Raw genomic sequence first — 14,870 nt, forward strand, 5'->3', positions numbered from 1 at the left:
GCGCCTAGCTGTTGCCATGCGCCGCAGAGCGCTGACAAAATATTCCAGAGGACGCACCCCATGAAAGCCATGATTTCGACGCTGTCGCTTGCCTTGTCGCTCGCGGTGGCGACCCCCGCCTTTGCCCAAACCGCGCCGACGGCGGCCCCCACCGCCGCTGACGCCGATGCCTTTATCGCGTCGGTCGAAAAGGACCTGTTCGACTATACGGTCGAGGCGAGCCAGGTGAACTGGGTCAACAGCACCTACCTGACTGAAGATACCGATGCGATGGCGTCGCGGATCAACGCCGTCGGCACCGAAAAATCGGTCAAATATGCGCTCGAAGCCGCCAAATATAAGGATGTCGGGGGGCTCAGCGCCGACACCAAGCGCAAGCTCGATATTTTGCGCACCGGGATTGTGCTGCCCGCGCCGACGACGCCGGGCGCCGCGACCGAGCTCAACACGATCGCGACCGACCTGCAGTCGCAATATGGCAAGGGTCGCGGCACGCTGGACGGCAAGGAAATCTCGGGCTCGGACATCGAGGCCGCGATGGGCGACCTCAAGCACACGCCGGCGCAGTTCGCCGAAATGTGGACGAGCTGGCACGACAAGGTCGGCGCGCCGATGAAGGACGACTATGCCAAGCTGGTCGGCATCGCGAACGCCGGCGCGAAGGAGCTGGGCTTCGCCGACACCGGCGCGATGTGGCGTTCGGGTTACGACATGCCGCCCGAGGAATTCGCCAAGGTCACCGAGAAGATCTGGCAGGACATGAAGCCGCTCTATGTCGCGCTCCACACCTATGTCCGCTGGAAGCTGAACGAGAAATATGGTGACGCGGTGCAGGCCAAGACCGGCCCGATCCGCGCCGACCTGCTCGGCAATATGTGGGCGCAGGAATGGGGCAATATCTACCCGCTCGTCGCGCCCGCGGGAACCGGCGACCTCGGCTATGACATCGGCGACCTCTTGACCGCGCAGGGCAAGACCCCGCTCGACATGGTCAAGGCGGGCGAGAATTTCTATTCGTCGCTCGGCATGGCGCCGCTGCCCGAAACCTTCTGGAAGCGCAGCCAGTTCCTGAAGCCCGCCGACCGCGAAGTCGTCTGCCACGCCTCGGCGTGGGATATCGACAACAAGGACGATATCCGCATCAAGATGTGCATCAAGGTGAATGCCGACGACTTCATCACGATCCACCACGAACTCGGCCACAATTATTACCAGCGCGCTTATAACAAGCAGCCATTCCTGTACCTCAACGGTGCCAACGACGGCTTCCACGAGGCGATCGGCGATTTCGTCGCGCTGTCGATCACGCCGCAATATCTCGTCGACATCGGGCTGCTCGACAAGGCGAAGGTGCCGAGCGCCGACAAGGACATCGGGCTGCTGCTGCGTCAGGCGATGGACAAGGTCGCCTTCCTGCCCTTCGGCCTGCTCGTCGACCGCTGGCGCTGGGGCGTCTTCGACGGGTCGATCCAGCCCGCCGACTACAACAAGAAATGGACCGAGCTGCGCACCCAATATCAGGGCATCGTCCCGCCGGGCGCGCGGCCGGCGAACGCGTTCGACGCGGGCGCGAAGTTCCATATCCCGGGCAACACGCCCTACACGCGCTACTTCCTCGCGCGCGTGCTGCAGTTCCAATTCTATCAGGCGGCGTGCAAGCAGGCCGGCTGGAAGGGGCCGCTCCACCGCTGCTCCTTCTATGGCAACAAGGAGGTCGGCGCGAAGCTGAACGCGATGCTCGAAATGGGCGCGTCGAAGCCCTGGCCCGATGCGCTGCAAGCCTTCACCGGCAGCCGCGAAATGTCGGGCAAGGCGATGGCCGATTATTTCGCGCCGCTGAAGACGTGGCTCGACCAGCAGAACAAGGGCAAACCGCAGGGCTGGTGAGCCGGACGATCGACGGCAAGCAGAAAGGCCGGGGCAGCGACGCCCCGGCCTTTTTCATTGCGCCTCGACCGCCTGTTTGAACCGCGCGAGCCGCGCGCTCGCGGCGGCGGCGTGCGGACCGATCCAGCGGTCGTGGATGTCCTGGATCGGCACCGCGTTGAGGTGGTTCCAGCGTTCGCGGCCGCGGCGCTCGGCGATCACCAGCCCCGCATCCTCCAACACCTTCAGATGTTGCATGACCGTGCAGCGGTCGATGTCGGCAAAATGGGCGCACAGCGCGCCAGTGGTCAGCGGCTGGTCCTTCAGATCGTCGAGAATCTGGCGCCGGATCGGCGAGGCGAGCGCCTTGAAGGTCGCGTCGAACTGGTCGTGAATTGACATGTTACATAAATATAACATAAAAGAGTGCGACTCAAGCGGAGAATGGACATGGAACTGAAATTCAGGGTCGCGGCGCGGATCGCGAAGCCGGTGCACGAGGTGTTCGAGGCGGTCGCAGACCCCGCGAAGCTGTCGAACTATTTCACCACGGGCGGCGCAAAGGGCCGGCTCGAGACCGGCGCTACGGTCGAATGGGACTTTCACGACTTTCCCGGCGCCTTTCCGGTCTGGGTGATCGAGGTGGTGCCCGACGAGAAAATCGTCCTCGAATGGCAGGCGAACGAAGGCGAGCCGCCCAATGTGGAAGGCGGCGCGCACAAGGACGCCGATTACCGGACGCGGGTGACGATGAGCTTCAAGGGGCTCGACGACGGGCGCACGATGGTCGAGATCGCCGAGGAAGGCTGGCGCGAAAATCAGGGTGCGCTCGGCGCCTCCTATGGCAATTGCCAGGGGTGGGCGCAGATGCTCTGCGCGCTCAAGGCGTGGACCGAGCATGGGATCAACCTGCGCGAGGGCATGTATATCTAGCCGCGCAATCGCCGGCGGAACGGCCATTGCGGGCGGCGTTGCGAACGACGCGGCCGGGCGATAGGCTGGCCGCATGACAAGCGCACCGCCGGTGATGGTCCTCGGTTGCGGCCGAAGCGGCACCTCGATCTTCGGCGAGCTGTTCGACGGCCTCGATCGCTACATCTATCAAAGCGAACCGGCGTTCGAGGCGGTGTTGGCGGCCGACTACAGCACGCCGCAGGCGTTCAAGGTGCCGCGCGAAAGCGACCTTCATCCGGCAAGGCCGGGCCTGTCCTTTCCGCTCGACCGCTTTCTGGAGGTGGCGCCCCGCGCCCGCCTGTTCTGGATCGTGCGGAATCCGCTCGACGCCGTCTGTTCGTTGCGGGTCGGAATCGCGAAGCAATGGGGGCATCACCCGAGGCCGCCCGACTGGCGGGACTGGCTTGGGGAGGCGCTGATCGCGCAATGCGCGCGTCATTGGGCTTTCCTCAATCTCGCGGGATATGCGCAGGTCGAACATTGCGCCACGCTTGTCCGGTTCGAGGATATGATCGCCGATCCGGCGCGGTTTTCGGCCCGGATATGCGAGGTTCTGGCGATCGATCCCGCCGCCAATGCCCCGCATCTCGCGAGGTGGGCGAAGCGGGTGCAGAACAGCAACAACAAGGACTTTATCGAAGCGCAGACCTCGCGGAGCTATTCACGGCCGGATCACAGGGTCCGCGTCGACCGCTGGCGCGAGAATCTGACCGACGAAGAGGCCGCCGCGATCTGGGATATCGTCGGCGAGACGGCGCAGGCGCTGGGCTACCGCGCCCCGGCTTGAAATCGGCGCTGAGGACGGGCGTCAGCCCGGAATTTCCAAGTGCAGTGGCCGCGAGCCGATCGGGGCGCCGGTGTTGGCGTCAACCACCACCGGGCGCACGACCTCGCCCGTCGCGGCGTCGAGGTGACGGCTGAGTGCGCCGGCGCCGTTATATTTGCGCCCCCACGCGCCGATCGCCATCAGGATCGGCAGGAAGTCGCGCCCCCCCTCGGTGAGCAGATATTCGTCGCGCGGCGGGCGCTGACTGTAGCGCCTCTTCTCGATCAAACCAGCATCGGCAAGCGCCGACAAGCGCCGCGACAAGATGTTCGGCGCGATGCCGAGGCTGGTGCGCAATTGCTCGTACCGCGTCAGCCCGCGCTCGATATCGCGGAGCACCAACATGCTCCAGCGGTCGCCGACGCGCATCAACCCGCGATCGACGGGGCAGGTGCCCAAATTATTTTCGTCGCTGCTCATTGAAGTCACATAAGGCAGTCACTATCATTTTGCAAGCGACTCGCGGCGGGCTTTTCTCGTCCTGGGGGCCGCCTCACAAGGAGCAATGATTTGACTATCCCGAGTGGAACGGCCCTGATCACGGGCGCTTCGACCGGCCTTGGCGCCGTCTATGCCGACCGCCTCGCCAAGCGCGGGCACGACCTGATCCTTGTCGCACGCAACGGCGCGCAGATGGAAGAACTCGCCGCAAAGCTGCGCGCCGAAACCGGCGCCCAGGTCGATGTGATCGCCGCCGACCTTACCCACGGCGACGATGTGACGCGGATCGAACAGCGGCTGGCGGGCGATGCGGCGATTACGCTGTTCGTCAACAATGCCGGCATGTCGCTGAACGGCGGCACGCTGGAGAATAGCCCCGCCGAGATCGAGACGATCATCGCGCTCAACATCACCGCCGCCGCGCGGCTCGCGATTGCGGCGGGCAAGGCGTTCGGCGCGCGCGGCAAGGGGGCGATCGTCAACATCGCCTCGGTTCTCGCGCTCGCTCCCGAAGCCTATGAAGGCGTCTACAGCGGTTCGAAGGCGTTCCTGCTCAACCTCAGCCTTTCGCTCGCGAACAGCCTGCGCGAACAGGGCGTGACGGTGCAGGCCGTGCTGCCCGGTGCAACGCGCACCGAAATCTGGGAACGCTCGGGCAAGGACATCGACGCCTTCCCGGCCGAGATGGTGATGGGTGCCGGCGACCTCGTCGATGCTGCACTGCTCGGACTCGATAGCGGCGAGGACGTGACGATTCCGCCGCTTGCCGATGAAAGCCAATGGGGTGCCTATCACGCGGCGCGGCTGGCGATGGGGCCGGGACTGTCGCGGCGTGACGTCGCCGAGCGCTATCGGGCAACAGAAGCGGTTTGAAACCCCGTTGGGTCAGTGACGTTCTCAACATTCGTCATTCCCGCGAAAGCGCGAACCCAGTGGCTATGGCAGCTCGCTGGGTCCCCGCTTTCGCGAGGATGACGAAGTAGGAAATTGAACGGCAACTACGGGTCGAAAGCCGCCGTCAGCGGAACGGCGGCTCGTTGAACGCGCGGAGTTTGCGGCTATGGAGCTTGGCGCCCTCGTCGCGCATCGTCTCGCACGCGCGGATGCCGATCTGGAGATGCGCGGCGATCGCTTCCTCGTAGAAGCGGTTCGCCTGTCCGGGGAGCTTGAGTTCGCCGTGGAGCGGCTTGTCGCTGACGCAGAGCAGCGTCCCGTAAGGCACGCGGAAGCGATAGCCCTGCGCAGCGATCGTCGCCGACTCCATGTCGATGCCGATCGCACGCGACTGCGAGAAGCGCAGCGCGCTGTCGGTGTAGCGCAGCTCCCAGTTGCGATCGTCGGTCGTGACGACGGTGCCGGTACGCATGCGTTTCTTGAGGTCGGCGCCGGTGGCGCCGGACACCGTTTCGGCGGCGGTCGCGAGCGCGACCTGCACCTCGGCGATCGGCGGGATCGGGATGGCGACCGGCAGCACCGTGTCGAGGATATGATCGTCGCGGAGGTACGCGTGCGCGAGCACATAATCGCCGATGCGCTGGCTGGGGCGGAGGCCGCCGCAATGGCCGATCATCAGCCACGCCTCGGGGCGCAGCACCGCGAGATGGTCGCAGATCGTCTTCGCGTTCGAGGGACCGACGCCGATGTTGACGAGCGTGATGCCGCCGCCGTCGGGCGCGATCAAATGATAGGCGGGCATCTGGTGCCGCCGCCACGCGCTGTCGGCGACGAGCGCGCTGGCGTTGACGCCCGGCTGGTCGACATAGAGCCCCGCCGCACCCGCGAGCGCGGTGTAACGGCCTTGACCGACCTGCGATCCCGCCCAGGCGACGAATTCGTCGACATAGCGGTGATAGTTGGTGAACAGGATGTAGCGCTGGAAATGCTCGGGCGCGGTGCCGGTGTAATGGCGGAGGCGCGCGAGCGAAAAGTCGGTGCGCAGCGCATCGAACAGCGCGAGCGGCTGCGCCGCCGAGGGGTCCTGTCCGAACAATCCGTCGGCGAGTTCGTCGCCGATGTCGGCCAATTCGGTGGTCGGGAAATGGCGTGCGAGTTCGAGCGGGGTGACCCCGCCCATGTCCGACCCGTCGCTGGCGTCGAGCACGTAAGGGAAGGGGATCTGCTGTCCGGTGCGCGTGACTTCGAGCGTGATGTCATAGTGGCGCGCGAGGAGCATAAGCTGGTCGCGCAGATAGTCGGCGAACAGGTCGGGGCGCGTCACCGTGGTTTCGAAGGTGCCCGCGCGTTCGAAGCGGCCGAAGGAGAGATTATGCCCCTTCTGTCCCTCGCGCTGTTCGCCGGTGGTGACGAGGCGGATCGCGGGATAGTCGAACAGGCCCTTCGCCGCGGCGTCGGCCGGCGGCAGCGTGCGATCGCGGACATAGGCGGCGATGGCCGATTTGAGATTGGAGACCGACGTCCGGAACGCGGTTTGAAGTTCGGCGATGATGTCGTCGACGAGCGCCGTGGGGTCGGTGGTGTCTTGCGATGAGTTGGATGTCATCAGGGCGGTGTTGCATGAAAATGTGACAAAAGGGAAGGGGGCAGCCCGTTGGCTGCCCCGCTCCGGATTCTTACAGCTGTTCGAGCATATGGTCGGCGCTCGACACCTTGAATTCGCCGGGAGCTTCGACGTTGAGCTGTTCGACGACGCCGTCGTTGACGATCATCGAGAAACGCTGGCCGCGCTTGCCCATGCCGAACGCCTTGCCGTCCATGGTCAGGCCCACGGCTTCGGCGAAATCGCCATTGCCGTCGGCGAGCATCGTGACGCTGTCGCCGGCATTCGCATTCTTGCCCCACGCGCCCATCACGAAAGCGTCGTTGACCGCGGTGCAGACGATTTCGTCGACGCCCTTGGCCTTCAGTTCGCCGGCCTTGTCGACATAGCCCGGCAGGTGCTTGGCCGAGCAGGTCGGGGTGAAGGCGCCGGGAACCGAGAAGAGCGCGACGCGGCGGCCCTTGAAATAATCGGCGGTGTTGACCTGTTCGGGGCCGCTTTCGGTAACCTTTACGAAAGTGGCGTCGGGCAGCTTGTCTCCGGTCTGGATCGTCATGGTCGGCATCCTTTCACTCGAGGGGATTTTGATGGCGGTGACATCGGGTGCGCCGGTCGCCAAGTCAAGCGTCGGGCGGCGGTTGATCGAAAAGCTGGACCGCGCCGCCGCGACGCGGCATGGTGGCGCCCATGAGCACAGACCCCACCTGGTTCACCGGCCAGCTGCTGCTTGCGCTGCCGGGCATCGGCGATCCCCGTTTCGAACATTCGGTGATCGCGATGATCAGCCATGACGAAGAGGGTGCGATGGGGATCGGCATCGACGATCCGATCGAGGGCATGACCGTCGGGGCGGTGCTCGACCAGCTCGAAATCGCGCACGAAGTGCCGCTCGACCAGCCGGTGTTTCTCGGCGGACCGGTCGAGCCGTCGCGGGGCTTCGTCCTCCATAGCCTCGACTGGGGCGGGCAGGAGGCGGTGCAGGTCGGCGATCGCTGGATGGTGTCGAGTTCGCACGATATCCTGCGCGCGATCGGCGAGGGGCGCGGCCCGTCGCGCTGGCTGGTCGCACTCGGTTATGCCGGATGGTCGCCGGGGCAGCTCGAAGGCGAAATGGTTCGCCACGGCTGGCATGTCACGCCGGGCAGCGACGGCCTGTTATTCGAAACGCCGCCCGCCGAGCGATGGCAGGCGGCGTTTGCCGAAGCGGGAGTGGACGCCCGCTTGCTCACGACCGAAGGCGGCGAGGCTTAGCGCGCGAGCGCGAGCAGCGGGCGGCCAGTGTCGAGATTGGCGCGCGCGGTGCGTGCGGCCCAGCGCGAATCGACATAGCGGCCGTCGGCGAGTTCGAGATCGTAGCGGATCGGGCTGCCGATTGCGTTGTCATAGGCGGCGGCGGCTTCGGCGGTGCGACCCAGACGAGCGTAAGCGGTGCCAAGATTGATCAGCCGCGACGGGTCGCGGGCATCGAGGCCGGTGTCGCCGGTCAGCTTTTCGACAGCAGCCCGATTTTCGCCGGCCTTCAGCTCGGCATAAGCGACCGGAAGAACCTCCGAATCAGCTTGCGGCGCGGTAACAACGACGATCGATTGCGCCGCAGCGGGGTTCGCGAAAGCCAGTGCGAAGAGCGGCAGCAGAATTTTTTTCATCTTTCGTATCTCCCCGAAAACTTTCGCCGATTTTCTCGCGCGCCGGGCAAAAAGTCAATATTTTCGGGGGTTTGTAACACTGTTGTCACAATAGCGAATTAAGCTGAACGCAAGGCGCATTATAAGTCAGGATTTTCAGAATCTTGGCGATAGCGACTCGTTGTCACAAAGTCGTGGCAGCGATTGTCACAATTGCGTCCGCTAAAAATTATTTTCGTGAGGCCGGTGCATTTTGCGCCGCCGATTCGTGCGTCCGACATCCGGGCGGGCGGTGTCGATATTGCGATATAAAGAAAAGTTTATATTTGATCGGCGGCGACGTTTCGGCTAGGGCGCCGGGCATAATTACCTGACTTTTCGTGGCCGCTCGCCTGCGGCCGAACTCGCCTACAGGAGACTTAACCGTGGCCACTCTCGCCGCCGATACCCGTGATTATGTGATCGCCGACATCGGCCTCGCCGACTTCGGTCGCAAGGAAATCAATATCGCCGAAACCGAAATGCCGGGCCTGATGGCGCTGCGCAGCGAATTCGGCGCGGCGCAGCCGCTCAAGGGCGCACGCATCGTCGGTTCGCTCCACATGACGATCCAGACAGCGGTGCTGATCGAGACGCTGACCGCGCTCGGCGCCGACGTCCGCTGGGCGACGTGCAACATCTTCTCGACCCAGGATCACGCCGCCGCCGCGATCGCCGCGACGGGCGTGCCGGTGTTCGCGGTGAAGGGCGAAAGCCTCTCCGATTATTGGGACTATGTCGGCCGCATCTTCGACTGGGGCGTCGAAGATGGCACGACCTGCAACCTGATCCTCGACGACGGCGGCGACGCCACGATGTTCGCGCTGTGGGGCGCGAAGCTCGAAGCCGGGCAAGAAATGCCCGCGCCCGAGAATGAAGAAGAGATCGAGATGCAGCGCGCGCTGAAGGCGTTCGTTGCGGCGAACCCCGGTTACCTCACCAAGACGGTCAAGGCGATCAAGGGCGTGTCGGAAGAAACGACGACCGGCGTCCACCGCCTGTACCACATCGCCAAGAAGGGCGAGCTGCCCTTCCCCGCGATCAACGTCAACGACAGCGTCACCAAGTCGAAGTTCGACAACCTCTATGGCTGTAAGGAATCGCTCGTCGACGCGATCCGCCGCGGCACCGACGTGATGCTCGCGGGCAAGGTCGCCACGGTTGCCGGCTTCGGCGACGTCGGCAAGGGCTCGGCCCAGTCGCTCCGCAATGGCGGCGCGCGCGTCCTCGTCACCGAAATCGATCCGATCTGCGCGCTGCAGGCGGCGATGGAAGGCTTCGAAGTCGTGACGATGGACGAAGCGGTCAAGCGCTCGGACATCTTCGTCACCGCGACCGGCAACGCCGACGTGATCACCGCCGAACATATGGCGGGCATGAAGAATATGGCGATCGTCTGCAACATCGGCCACTTCGACAGCGAGATCCAGATCGCGGCGCTGGCGAACTATAAGTGGACCGAAGTGAAGCCGCAGGTCGACCTGGTCGAATTCCCCGACGGCAAGCAGATCATCATCCTGTCGAAGGGCCGCCTGGTCAATCTCGGCAACGCGACGGGCCACCCGAGCTTCGTGATGTCGGCGAGCTTCACCAACCAGACGCTCGCGCAGATCGAGCTGTGGACGCGGAGCGAGCAGTATAAGAACGACGTCTACGTCCTGCCCAAGCATCTCGACGAAAAGGTCGCGGCGCTGCACCTCGAAAAGCTGGGCGTGAAGCTCAGCCAGCTGAGCCAGAAGCAGGCCGACTATATCGGCGTGCCGGTCGCAGGCCCGTTCAAGCCCGACCATTATCGTTACTGACCGGTCGAGGGCTTCGCCCTCTTCGCAACGATAAAAACTGTGGACGGCGCGCCCATCGGACGATGCGGCGCGCCGATCCGTATGACATGCGATTGAAACATGACTCCATCGCCTTTAGGGCTGGCGAGAATGGCACCGAAGACAGCCGAAGCGTGGAAGATTGAAGCGGGATGAGCGGATCGCTTTCCCCGGCCTTTTTGTTCGCCATCGGTCTGTTCGCCGCACTCTGGCTGCTCGCCGGATTTTGGGCGACCGTGCGTGGGATCGCGATGCAGCGGCGCGCGGCGTTCGTTGCGGGGCAGGCTGAAAGGCTTGCAAGCCTTGTCGAAGCGTCGCCCCAGCTTCCCGTCATCGTCCGCGCCGACTGGCGGATCGAGGCGAGCGAGCGGCTCGGCCGCTGGTTGGGGCTCGAGCGCGGGCCGCGCAATTTCGACGAGCTGCGCGGGTTGGGCAGCGGGCTCGACGCGGCGGGCCATGATGCGCTGCGGCAGGCGATTCTCGGCGCGCAGCGCGGCGCGAAGCCCTTTACGCTCAGCCTGAAGCCCGAGGGTGGCGACAGGGCGATCATCATCCACGGTGCCGCGGCGCCGAACGCGGTCGGCGGGCCGGGCGGCGTGCTGCTCTGGCTGAGCGACGCGACCGACGGACAACGGGCGCTGGCGCATGCGCGCAGCGAGCGCGACGAGGCGATGGCGGCGTTCGAGGCTTTGTCGGGACTGATCGAGGCGGCGCCCTTTCCGATGTGGTTCCGCGACACCGATCTCCATCTCGCGCTCGTCAACACCGCCTATGTCCGCGCGGTGGAGGCAAAGAGCGCGGTCGCGGTGATCGATGGCGGGGTCGAGCTGTGCGAGACCGTGGCCGGCGTGAGCGCCGCCGAAGCCGCCGACGAAGCGCGCATTGCGGGATCGGCGCAGGTACGGACGATTCCGGTGACGATCGAAGGCGAACGCCGCATCATGCGCGTCGTCGACGTGCCGCTGGCGCCGCAAGGCGGCCGCGTGATCGGGATCGCGGGCTATGCGATCGACATTCAGGAACTCGAAACCGAGCGCGGCGCGCACCGCCGCTTCGTTGACACGCAGCGCGAGCTGCTCGACCGTTTGTCGGCGGCGGTGGCGCAATTCGGTCCCGATCAGGGGCTCAATTTTGCCAATCTGCCGTTCCGCCGCCTGTTCGGGATCGAGTCCGACGATGTCGCCGAGGCACTGCCGTTCGCGCGGCTGCTCGATGCCTGGCGCGAACGCGGGCGGACGCCCGAGGTGCGCAACTATCCCGAATGGCGGCAGGTCCATGTCGACTGGTTCGCGCAGCCGGGGGCGAGCGAAGAGGATTGGCTGTTGCGCGACGGCACGCACCTCCATGTCGTTGCGCAGCCGACCCCCGATGGCGGGCTGTTGCTGATCGCCGAGGACAAGACCGAGCAGGTGCAGCTTGCGGGCGCGCGCGACACGCTGCTGCGCGTGCGCACCGCGACCTTCGACAATCTGTTCGAGGCGGTGGCGGTTTTCGCGCCCGACGGGCGGCTGCATCTGTGGAATCAGCGTTTCCGCCGCCTGTGGGGCATCGACGAGGGGACGCTCGCGGCGCATCCGCGTGTCGATGCGTTGATGAGCGGGCTGGCCGACCGGCTCGCGAAGCCGAACCAGATCAGCATCGTGCAGGAAGTCATCCGTGCCGCGACGCTCGAACGCCAGCAGCGTGTCGGCGAGGTTCGCTTTGCCGACGGGCGCCATTTCGATTTCGCGTCGATCCCGCTGCCTGACGGCAATGCGCTGCTCATCATGCTCGACATCACCGCGAGCCGGAAGATGGAGGGCGCGCTCCGCGAACGCAACGAAGCGCTCGAAGCCGCCGACAAGGCCAAGACCGCCTTCCTGTCGCGGATGAGCTATGAACTCCGCACCCCGCTGACCTCGATCGGCGGCTTCGGCGAGATGCTGCAGGCGGGCTATGCCGGCAAGCTCGGCGATCAGCAGCGCGCCTATATCGATGCGATCATGGATTCGGTGGCGGTGCTCTCCCGCCAGATCGACAATGTCCTCGACCTTGCGCAGGGCGAGGCGGGGACGCTCGCCGTCGAGCGCGCGCCGGTCGATATCCGCGCGCTGCTCGAAGGCGCGCTCGCCGACGCCAAGCCCCTTGCCGACAGCGAGAAGGTCGAACTCGTCGGCAATATCTCGGCGAACCTCGGCAGCATCGACGGCGACGCGCCGCGGCTGTCGCGGCTCGTCGCGGGACTGCTCGACAATGCGGTGCGCTTCACATCGCCGTCGCGCAAATCGGGCGCGCGCGTGTTGCTCCACGCCGATGGCGACGCGCGCGGCGTCGATATCATCGTCTCCGATAACGGTCCGGGCATGCCCGAGGCCGCCGTCGCGGTCGCCAAGGGGCAGCAGGCGGGGACCGCGACCGGCGGCATCGGCCTCGCGCTCGCGCGCCAGCTCGTCGCGGCGCACGGCGGGACGATGGAAGTGGTGAGCGAGCAAGGCCAGGGCACGCTCGTGCGGATCAGTCTGCCGCGCGGCGCATGACGGTTTTTACCTGCAACTATGGCTTGGACGATGCCGGGCGGATTGGCGCTGCGATCGGGACGGCGCTGATCGCGGGCGACGTCGTTTTATTGTCGGGCGGCCTTGGCGCTGGCAAGACGACGCTGGCGCGCGCGATGCTGAAGGCACGCGGGCTCGCGGGCGAGGCGCCGAGCCCGACCTTTGCAATCGTCCAGCCCTATGCGCCGCCCGAGGTCGATCTGCCCGTCGCGCACGTCGATCTTTATCGCATCGACGATAGTGAAGAGCTGATCGAGCTGGGGCTCGACGATTATCTTTATGACGGCGCGCTGCTGATCGAATGGCCCGGACGGCTGGGCGACGAAGGCTGGCCGGACGCGCTGCTGCTCACGATTTCGGGTGAGGGCGACGCGCGCGTCTTGACAGCCGATGTGCCTGCGGCTTGGGGAGCAAGATGGCCGCTCCGATGATTCCGCCCGCCCATGCCCCGGCGTTCCTTGCCGCGCATGGCTGGGGCGATGCCCAGATTTTGCCGCTCGCCGGCGACGCGTCTTTCCGCCGCTATTTCCGGATCGTCGACGGCGACCGGCAGGCGGTGCTGATGGATGCGCCGCCGCCGCACGAGGACCCGCGGCCGTTTATCGCGGTCGCCGAGTTTCTGTGCGAGCAAGGGCTGACCGCGCCGACGATCCTTGCGCGCGACCTCGAACGGGGCCTGCTGCTGATCGACGATTTCGGCGACGTGCGGCTGCGCGAAACGGTCGATGAGGCGCCGCATACCGAGGCCGGTTATTATGCCGGGGTCACCGACCTGCTCGTCCACCTCCACGCGCGGCCGCCGATGGAGGGGCTGCCGGTGCACGGGCTCGACCAATGGCTCGACGAGGTGATGCTGTTCAGCGACTGGTATTGTCCGGCCTTCGACATCGAAGTCGACCGCGACGCGTTTCGCGCCGCGTGGGCCGAAGTGCTGACGCCGGTCGAAACCGACGGTCTGCCGCGCGTCACGGTGCTGCGCGACTATCATGCCGAAAATATCATGCTCGTGCCCGGCAAGGGCGGCATCGCGCATTACGGCCTGCTCGATTTCCAGGACGCGCTCGTCGGCCACCCTGCCTATGACCTCGCCTCGGTGCTTGAGGATGCGCGGCGCGACGTCAGCCCGGCGATCGAAGCCGCGATGCTCGCGCGTTATCAATCGGCGACCGGACAGGACATCGAGGCCGCCTATTGGGCGCTCGCGGCGCAGCGTAATACGCGCATCCTCGGCGTATTCGTCCGGCTGTGGAAGCGCGACAACAAGCCACATTACAAGAGCTTCCAGCCGCGCATGTGGGGGCTGCTCGAACGCGATCTGACGCATCCGGCGCTTGTCCCCGTTCGGCAATGGTTCGACGCCAATGTCCCGCTCGAGAAACGGGCGGAGATTTGGTTGTGAGCGTGAAGATCGAAAGCGCGATGGTGATGGCGGCGGGGATCGGCAAGCGCATGCGCCCGCTCACCGCGACGCGGCCCAAGCCGCTGGTGCGCGTCGCGGGCAAGGCGTTGATCGACCATAGCCTCGACCGGATCGAGGCAGCGGGGGTCGAGCATGTCGTCGTCAACGTCCACTATCTCGCCGACGCATTGGAAGCGCATCTCGCGGCGCAGAAGCGCCGCTTCAGCATCGCGATTTCGGACGAGCGCGACCTGCTGCTCGAAACCGGTGGCGGGATGGTCAAGGCGCTGCCGCAGCTTCGCGGTGACCCGATTCTGATCGTCAACAGCGACAATATCTGGACCGACGGGCCGCAGGACAGCATCCGGCACCTTGCGCGCCACTGGGATGGCGAGCGGATGGACGCGCTGCTGCTCCTGATCCGGCAGGCGAGCGCTACGGGACATGGCGGGCGCGGCGATTTCCACATGGACGGCGACGGCAAACTCAGCCGCCGCAAGCCGGGGCGGATCGCGCCCTTTGTCTATACCGGCATCCAGCTCATCTCGCCGCGGCTGCTCGACGATGCCCCCGAGGGGGCGTTTTCGACCAACATCCTCTGGGACCGCGCGATTGCAGCGGGGCGGCTCTATGGTCTGTCGCACATGGGGCAATGGTTCGACGTCGGCACCCCGGCGAGCATCGCGCCGACCGAAGCCGCACTGACGGATGGCTGATCGCTCGATCCTCCCTGTGCCGAAGGCATGGGGAGGCGGCAGCGGCGGAGCCGCTGACGGAGGGGCGATGACGCGACGTCGCAGCCCCTCCACCACCCTTCGGGTGGTCCCCCTCCCCACGGCTGCGCCGCAGGGAGGATCGGCTTGCGTATC

The 14,870-nt window shown here is 65.6% G+C and carries 15 protein-coding genes; 10 read left to right on the forward strand and 5 right to left on the reverse strand.

What is annotated here, in order from left to right; translation table 11 throughout:
* The first annotated feature begins 60 nt into the window (after positions 1-60).
* Positions 61-1,887, forward strand: a complete 1,827-nt coding sequence (locus tag J2X38_RS21280) for a M2 family metallopeptidase (RefSeq protein WP_310257264.1) — start codon at positions 61-63, stop codon at positions 1,885-1,887.
* A 54-nt stretch (positions 1,888-1,941) separates the two neighbouring features.
* On the opposite strand, the gene J2X38_RS21285 is transcribed toward J2X38_RS21280, so the two are convergent.
* Entirely contained in the window at positions 1,942-2,268 is a 327-nt protein-coding gene (locus tag J2X38_RS21285) for a helix-turn-helix transcriptional regulator (RefSeq protein ID WP_058537775.1), read from the reverse strand.
* A 48-nt stretch (positions 2,269-2,316) separates the two neighbouring features.
* Here J2X38_RS21285 and J2X38_RS21290 point away from each other — a divergent pair, with 48 nt between their 5' ends.
* Positions 2,317-2,799: an SRPBCC family protein gene (locus J2X38_RS21290; RefSeq protein ID WP_058537776.1), complete on the forward strand. Its 483-nt coding sequence runs from the start codon at positions 2,317-2,319 to the stop codon at positions 2,797-2,799.
* Positions 2,800-2,872: 73 nt separating this feature from the next.
* Positions 2,873-3,607, forward strand: coding sequence for a sulfotransferase (locus tag J2X38_RS21295; protein WP_310257268.1), 735 nt, complete (start codon positions 2,873-2,875; stop codon positions 3,605-3,607).
* 21 nt (positions 3,608-3,628) lie between these two features.
* Here the strand turns inward: J2X38_RS21295 and J2X38_RS21300 are convergent, their stop codons facing one another.
* Positions 3,629-4,066 (reverse strand): helix-turn-helix domain-containing protein, encoded by a 438-nt coding sequence (locus J2X38_RS21300; protein ID WP_058537778.1) that lies wholly within the window; start codon positions 4,064-4,066, stop codon positions 3,629-3,631.
* A gap of 90 nt (positions 4,067-4,156) precedes the next feature.
* On the opposite strand from J2X38_RS21300, the gene J2X38_RS21305 reads away from it, so the two are divergent.
* Positions 4,157-4,960 (forward strand): SDR family NAD(P)-dependent oxidoreductase, encoded by an 804-nt coding sequence (locus tag J2X38_RS21305; protein ID WP_310257271.1) that lies wholly within the window; start codon positions 4,157-4,159, stop codon positions 4,958-4,960.
* Between the two features lie 145 nt (positions 4,961-5,105).
* On the opposite strand, the gene J2X38_RS21310 is transcribed toward J2X38_RS21305, so the two are convergent.
* Both J2X38_RS21310 and J2X38_RS21315 read right to left on the reverse strand, forming a co-directional pair.
* Complete coding sequence (locus J2X38_RS21310; RefSeq protein WP_310257273.1) at positions 5,106-6,587, reverse strand: AMP nucleosidase; 1,482 nt, start codon at positions 6,585-6,587, stop codon at positions 5,106-5,108.
* A gap of 70 nt (positions 6,588-6,657) precedes the next feature.
* Positions 6,658-7,140 carry a peroxiredoxin gene (locus tag J2X38_RS21315; RefSeq protein ID WP_058537850.1) on the reverse strand — a complete coding sequence of 161 codons (483 nt, stop codon included), beginning with the start codon at positions 7,138-7,140 and terminating at the stop codon, positions 6,658-6,660.
* Between the two features lie 131 nt (positions 7,141-7,271).
* Here J2X38_RS21315 and J2X38_RS21320 point away from each other — a divergent pair, with 131 nt between their 5' ends.
* Positions 7,272-7,835, forward strand: a complete 564-nt coding sequence (locus tag J2X38_RS21320; protein WP_058537851.1) for a YqgE/AlgH family protein — start codon at positions 7,272-7,274, stop codon at positions 7,833-7,835.
* On the opposite strand, the gene J2X38_RS21325 is transcribed toward J2X38_RS21320, so the two are convergent.
* A complete protein-coding gene (locus J2X38_RS21325) occupies positions 7,832-8,230 on the reverse strand; it encodes a hypothetical protein (protein WP_310257276.1) in 399 nt (132 codons plus the stop codon). The genes J2X38_RS21320 and J2X38_RS21325 overlap by 4 nt on opposite strands.
* A 404-nt stretch (positions 8,231-8,634) precedes the next feature.
* Between J2X38_RS21325 and ahcY the strand changes: the two genes are divergently transcribed.
* The 5 genes from ahcY to J2X38_RS21350 all read left to right on the forward strand — a co-directional run bounded on the left by ahcY (position 8,635) and on the right by J2X38_RS21350 (position 14,717).
* Entirely contained in the window at positions 8,635-10,050 is a 1,416-nt protein-coding gene (ahcY, locus tag J2X38_RS21330) for an adenosylhomocysteinase (RefSeq protein ID WP_310257278.1), read from the forward strand.
* 170 nt (positions 10,051-10,220) lie between these two features.
* The gene (locus J2X38_RS21335) at positions 10,221-12,584 is read left to right on the forward strand and encodes a PAS-domain containing protein (protein WP_310257281.1); all 2,364 of its coding nucleotides are present in this window, start codon (positions 10,221-10,223) and stop codon (positions 12,582-12,584) included.
* Entirely contained in the window at positions 12,581-13,033 is a 453-nt protein-coding gene (gene tsaE, locus J2X38_RS21340) for a tRNA (adenosine(37)-N6)-threonylcarbamoyltransferase complex ATPase subunit type 1 TsaE (RefSeq protein WP_310257283.1), read from the forward strand. The genes J2X38_RS21335 and tsaE overlap by 4 nt, the downstream gene beginning before the upstream one ends.
* Entirely contained in the window at positions 13,030-14,001 is a 972-nt protein-coding gene (locus J2X38_RS21345) for a phosphotransferase (RefSeq protein ID WP_310257399.1), read from the forward strand. The genes tsaE and J2X38_RS21345 overlap by 4 nt, the downstream gene beginning before the upstream one ends.
* On the forward strand, positions 13,998-14,717 hold the full coding sequence (locus J2X38_RS21350; protein WP_310257285.1) for a nucleotidyltransferase family protein: 720 nt from the start codon (positions 13,998-14,000) through the stop codon (positions 14,715-14,717). The genes J2X38_RS21345 and J2X38_RS21350 overlap by 4 nt, the downstream gene beginning before the upstream one ends.
* Positions 14,718-14,870: the final 153 nt, after the last annotated feature.

This window comes from Sphingopyxis sp. BE235, assembly GCF_031457175.1.
Lineage (GTDB): Bacteria > Pseudomonadota > Alphaproteobacteria > Sphingomonadales > Sphingomonadaceae > Sphingopyxis.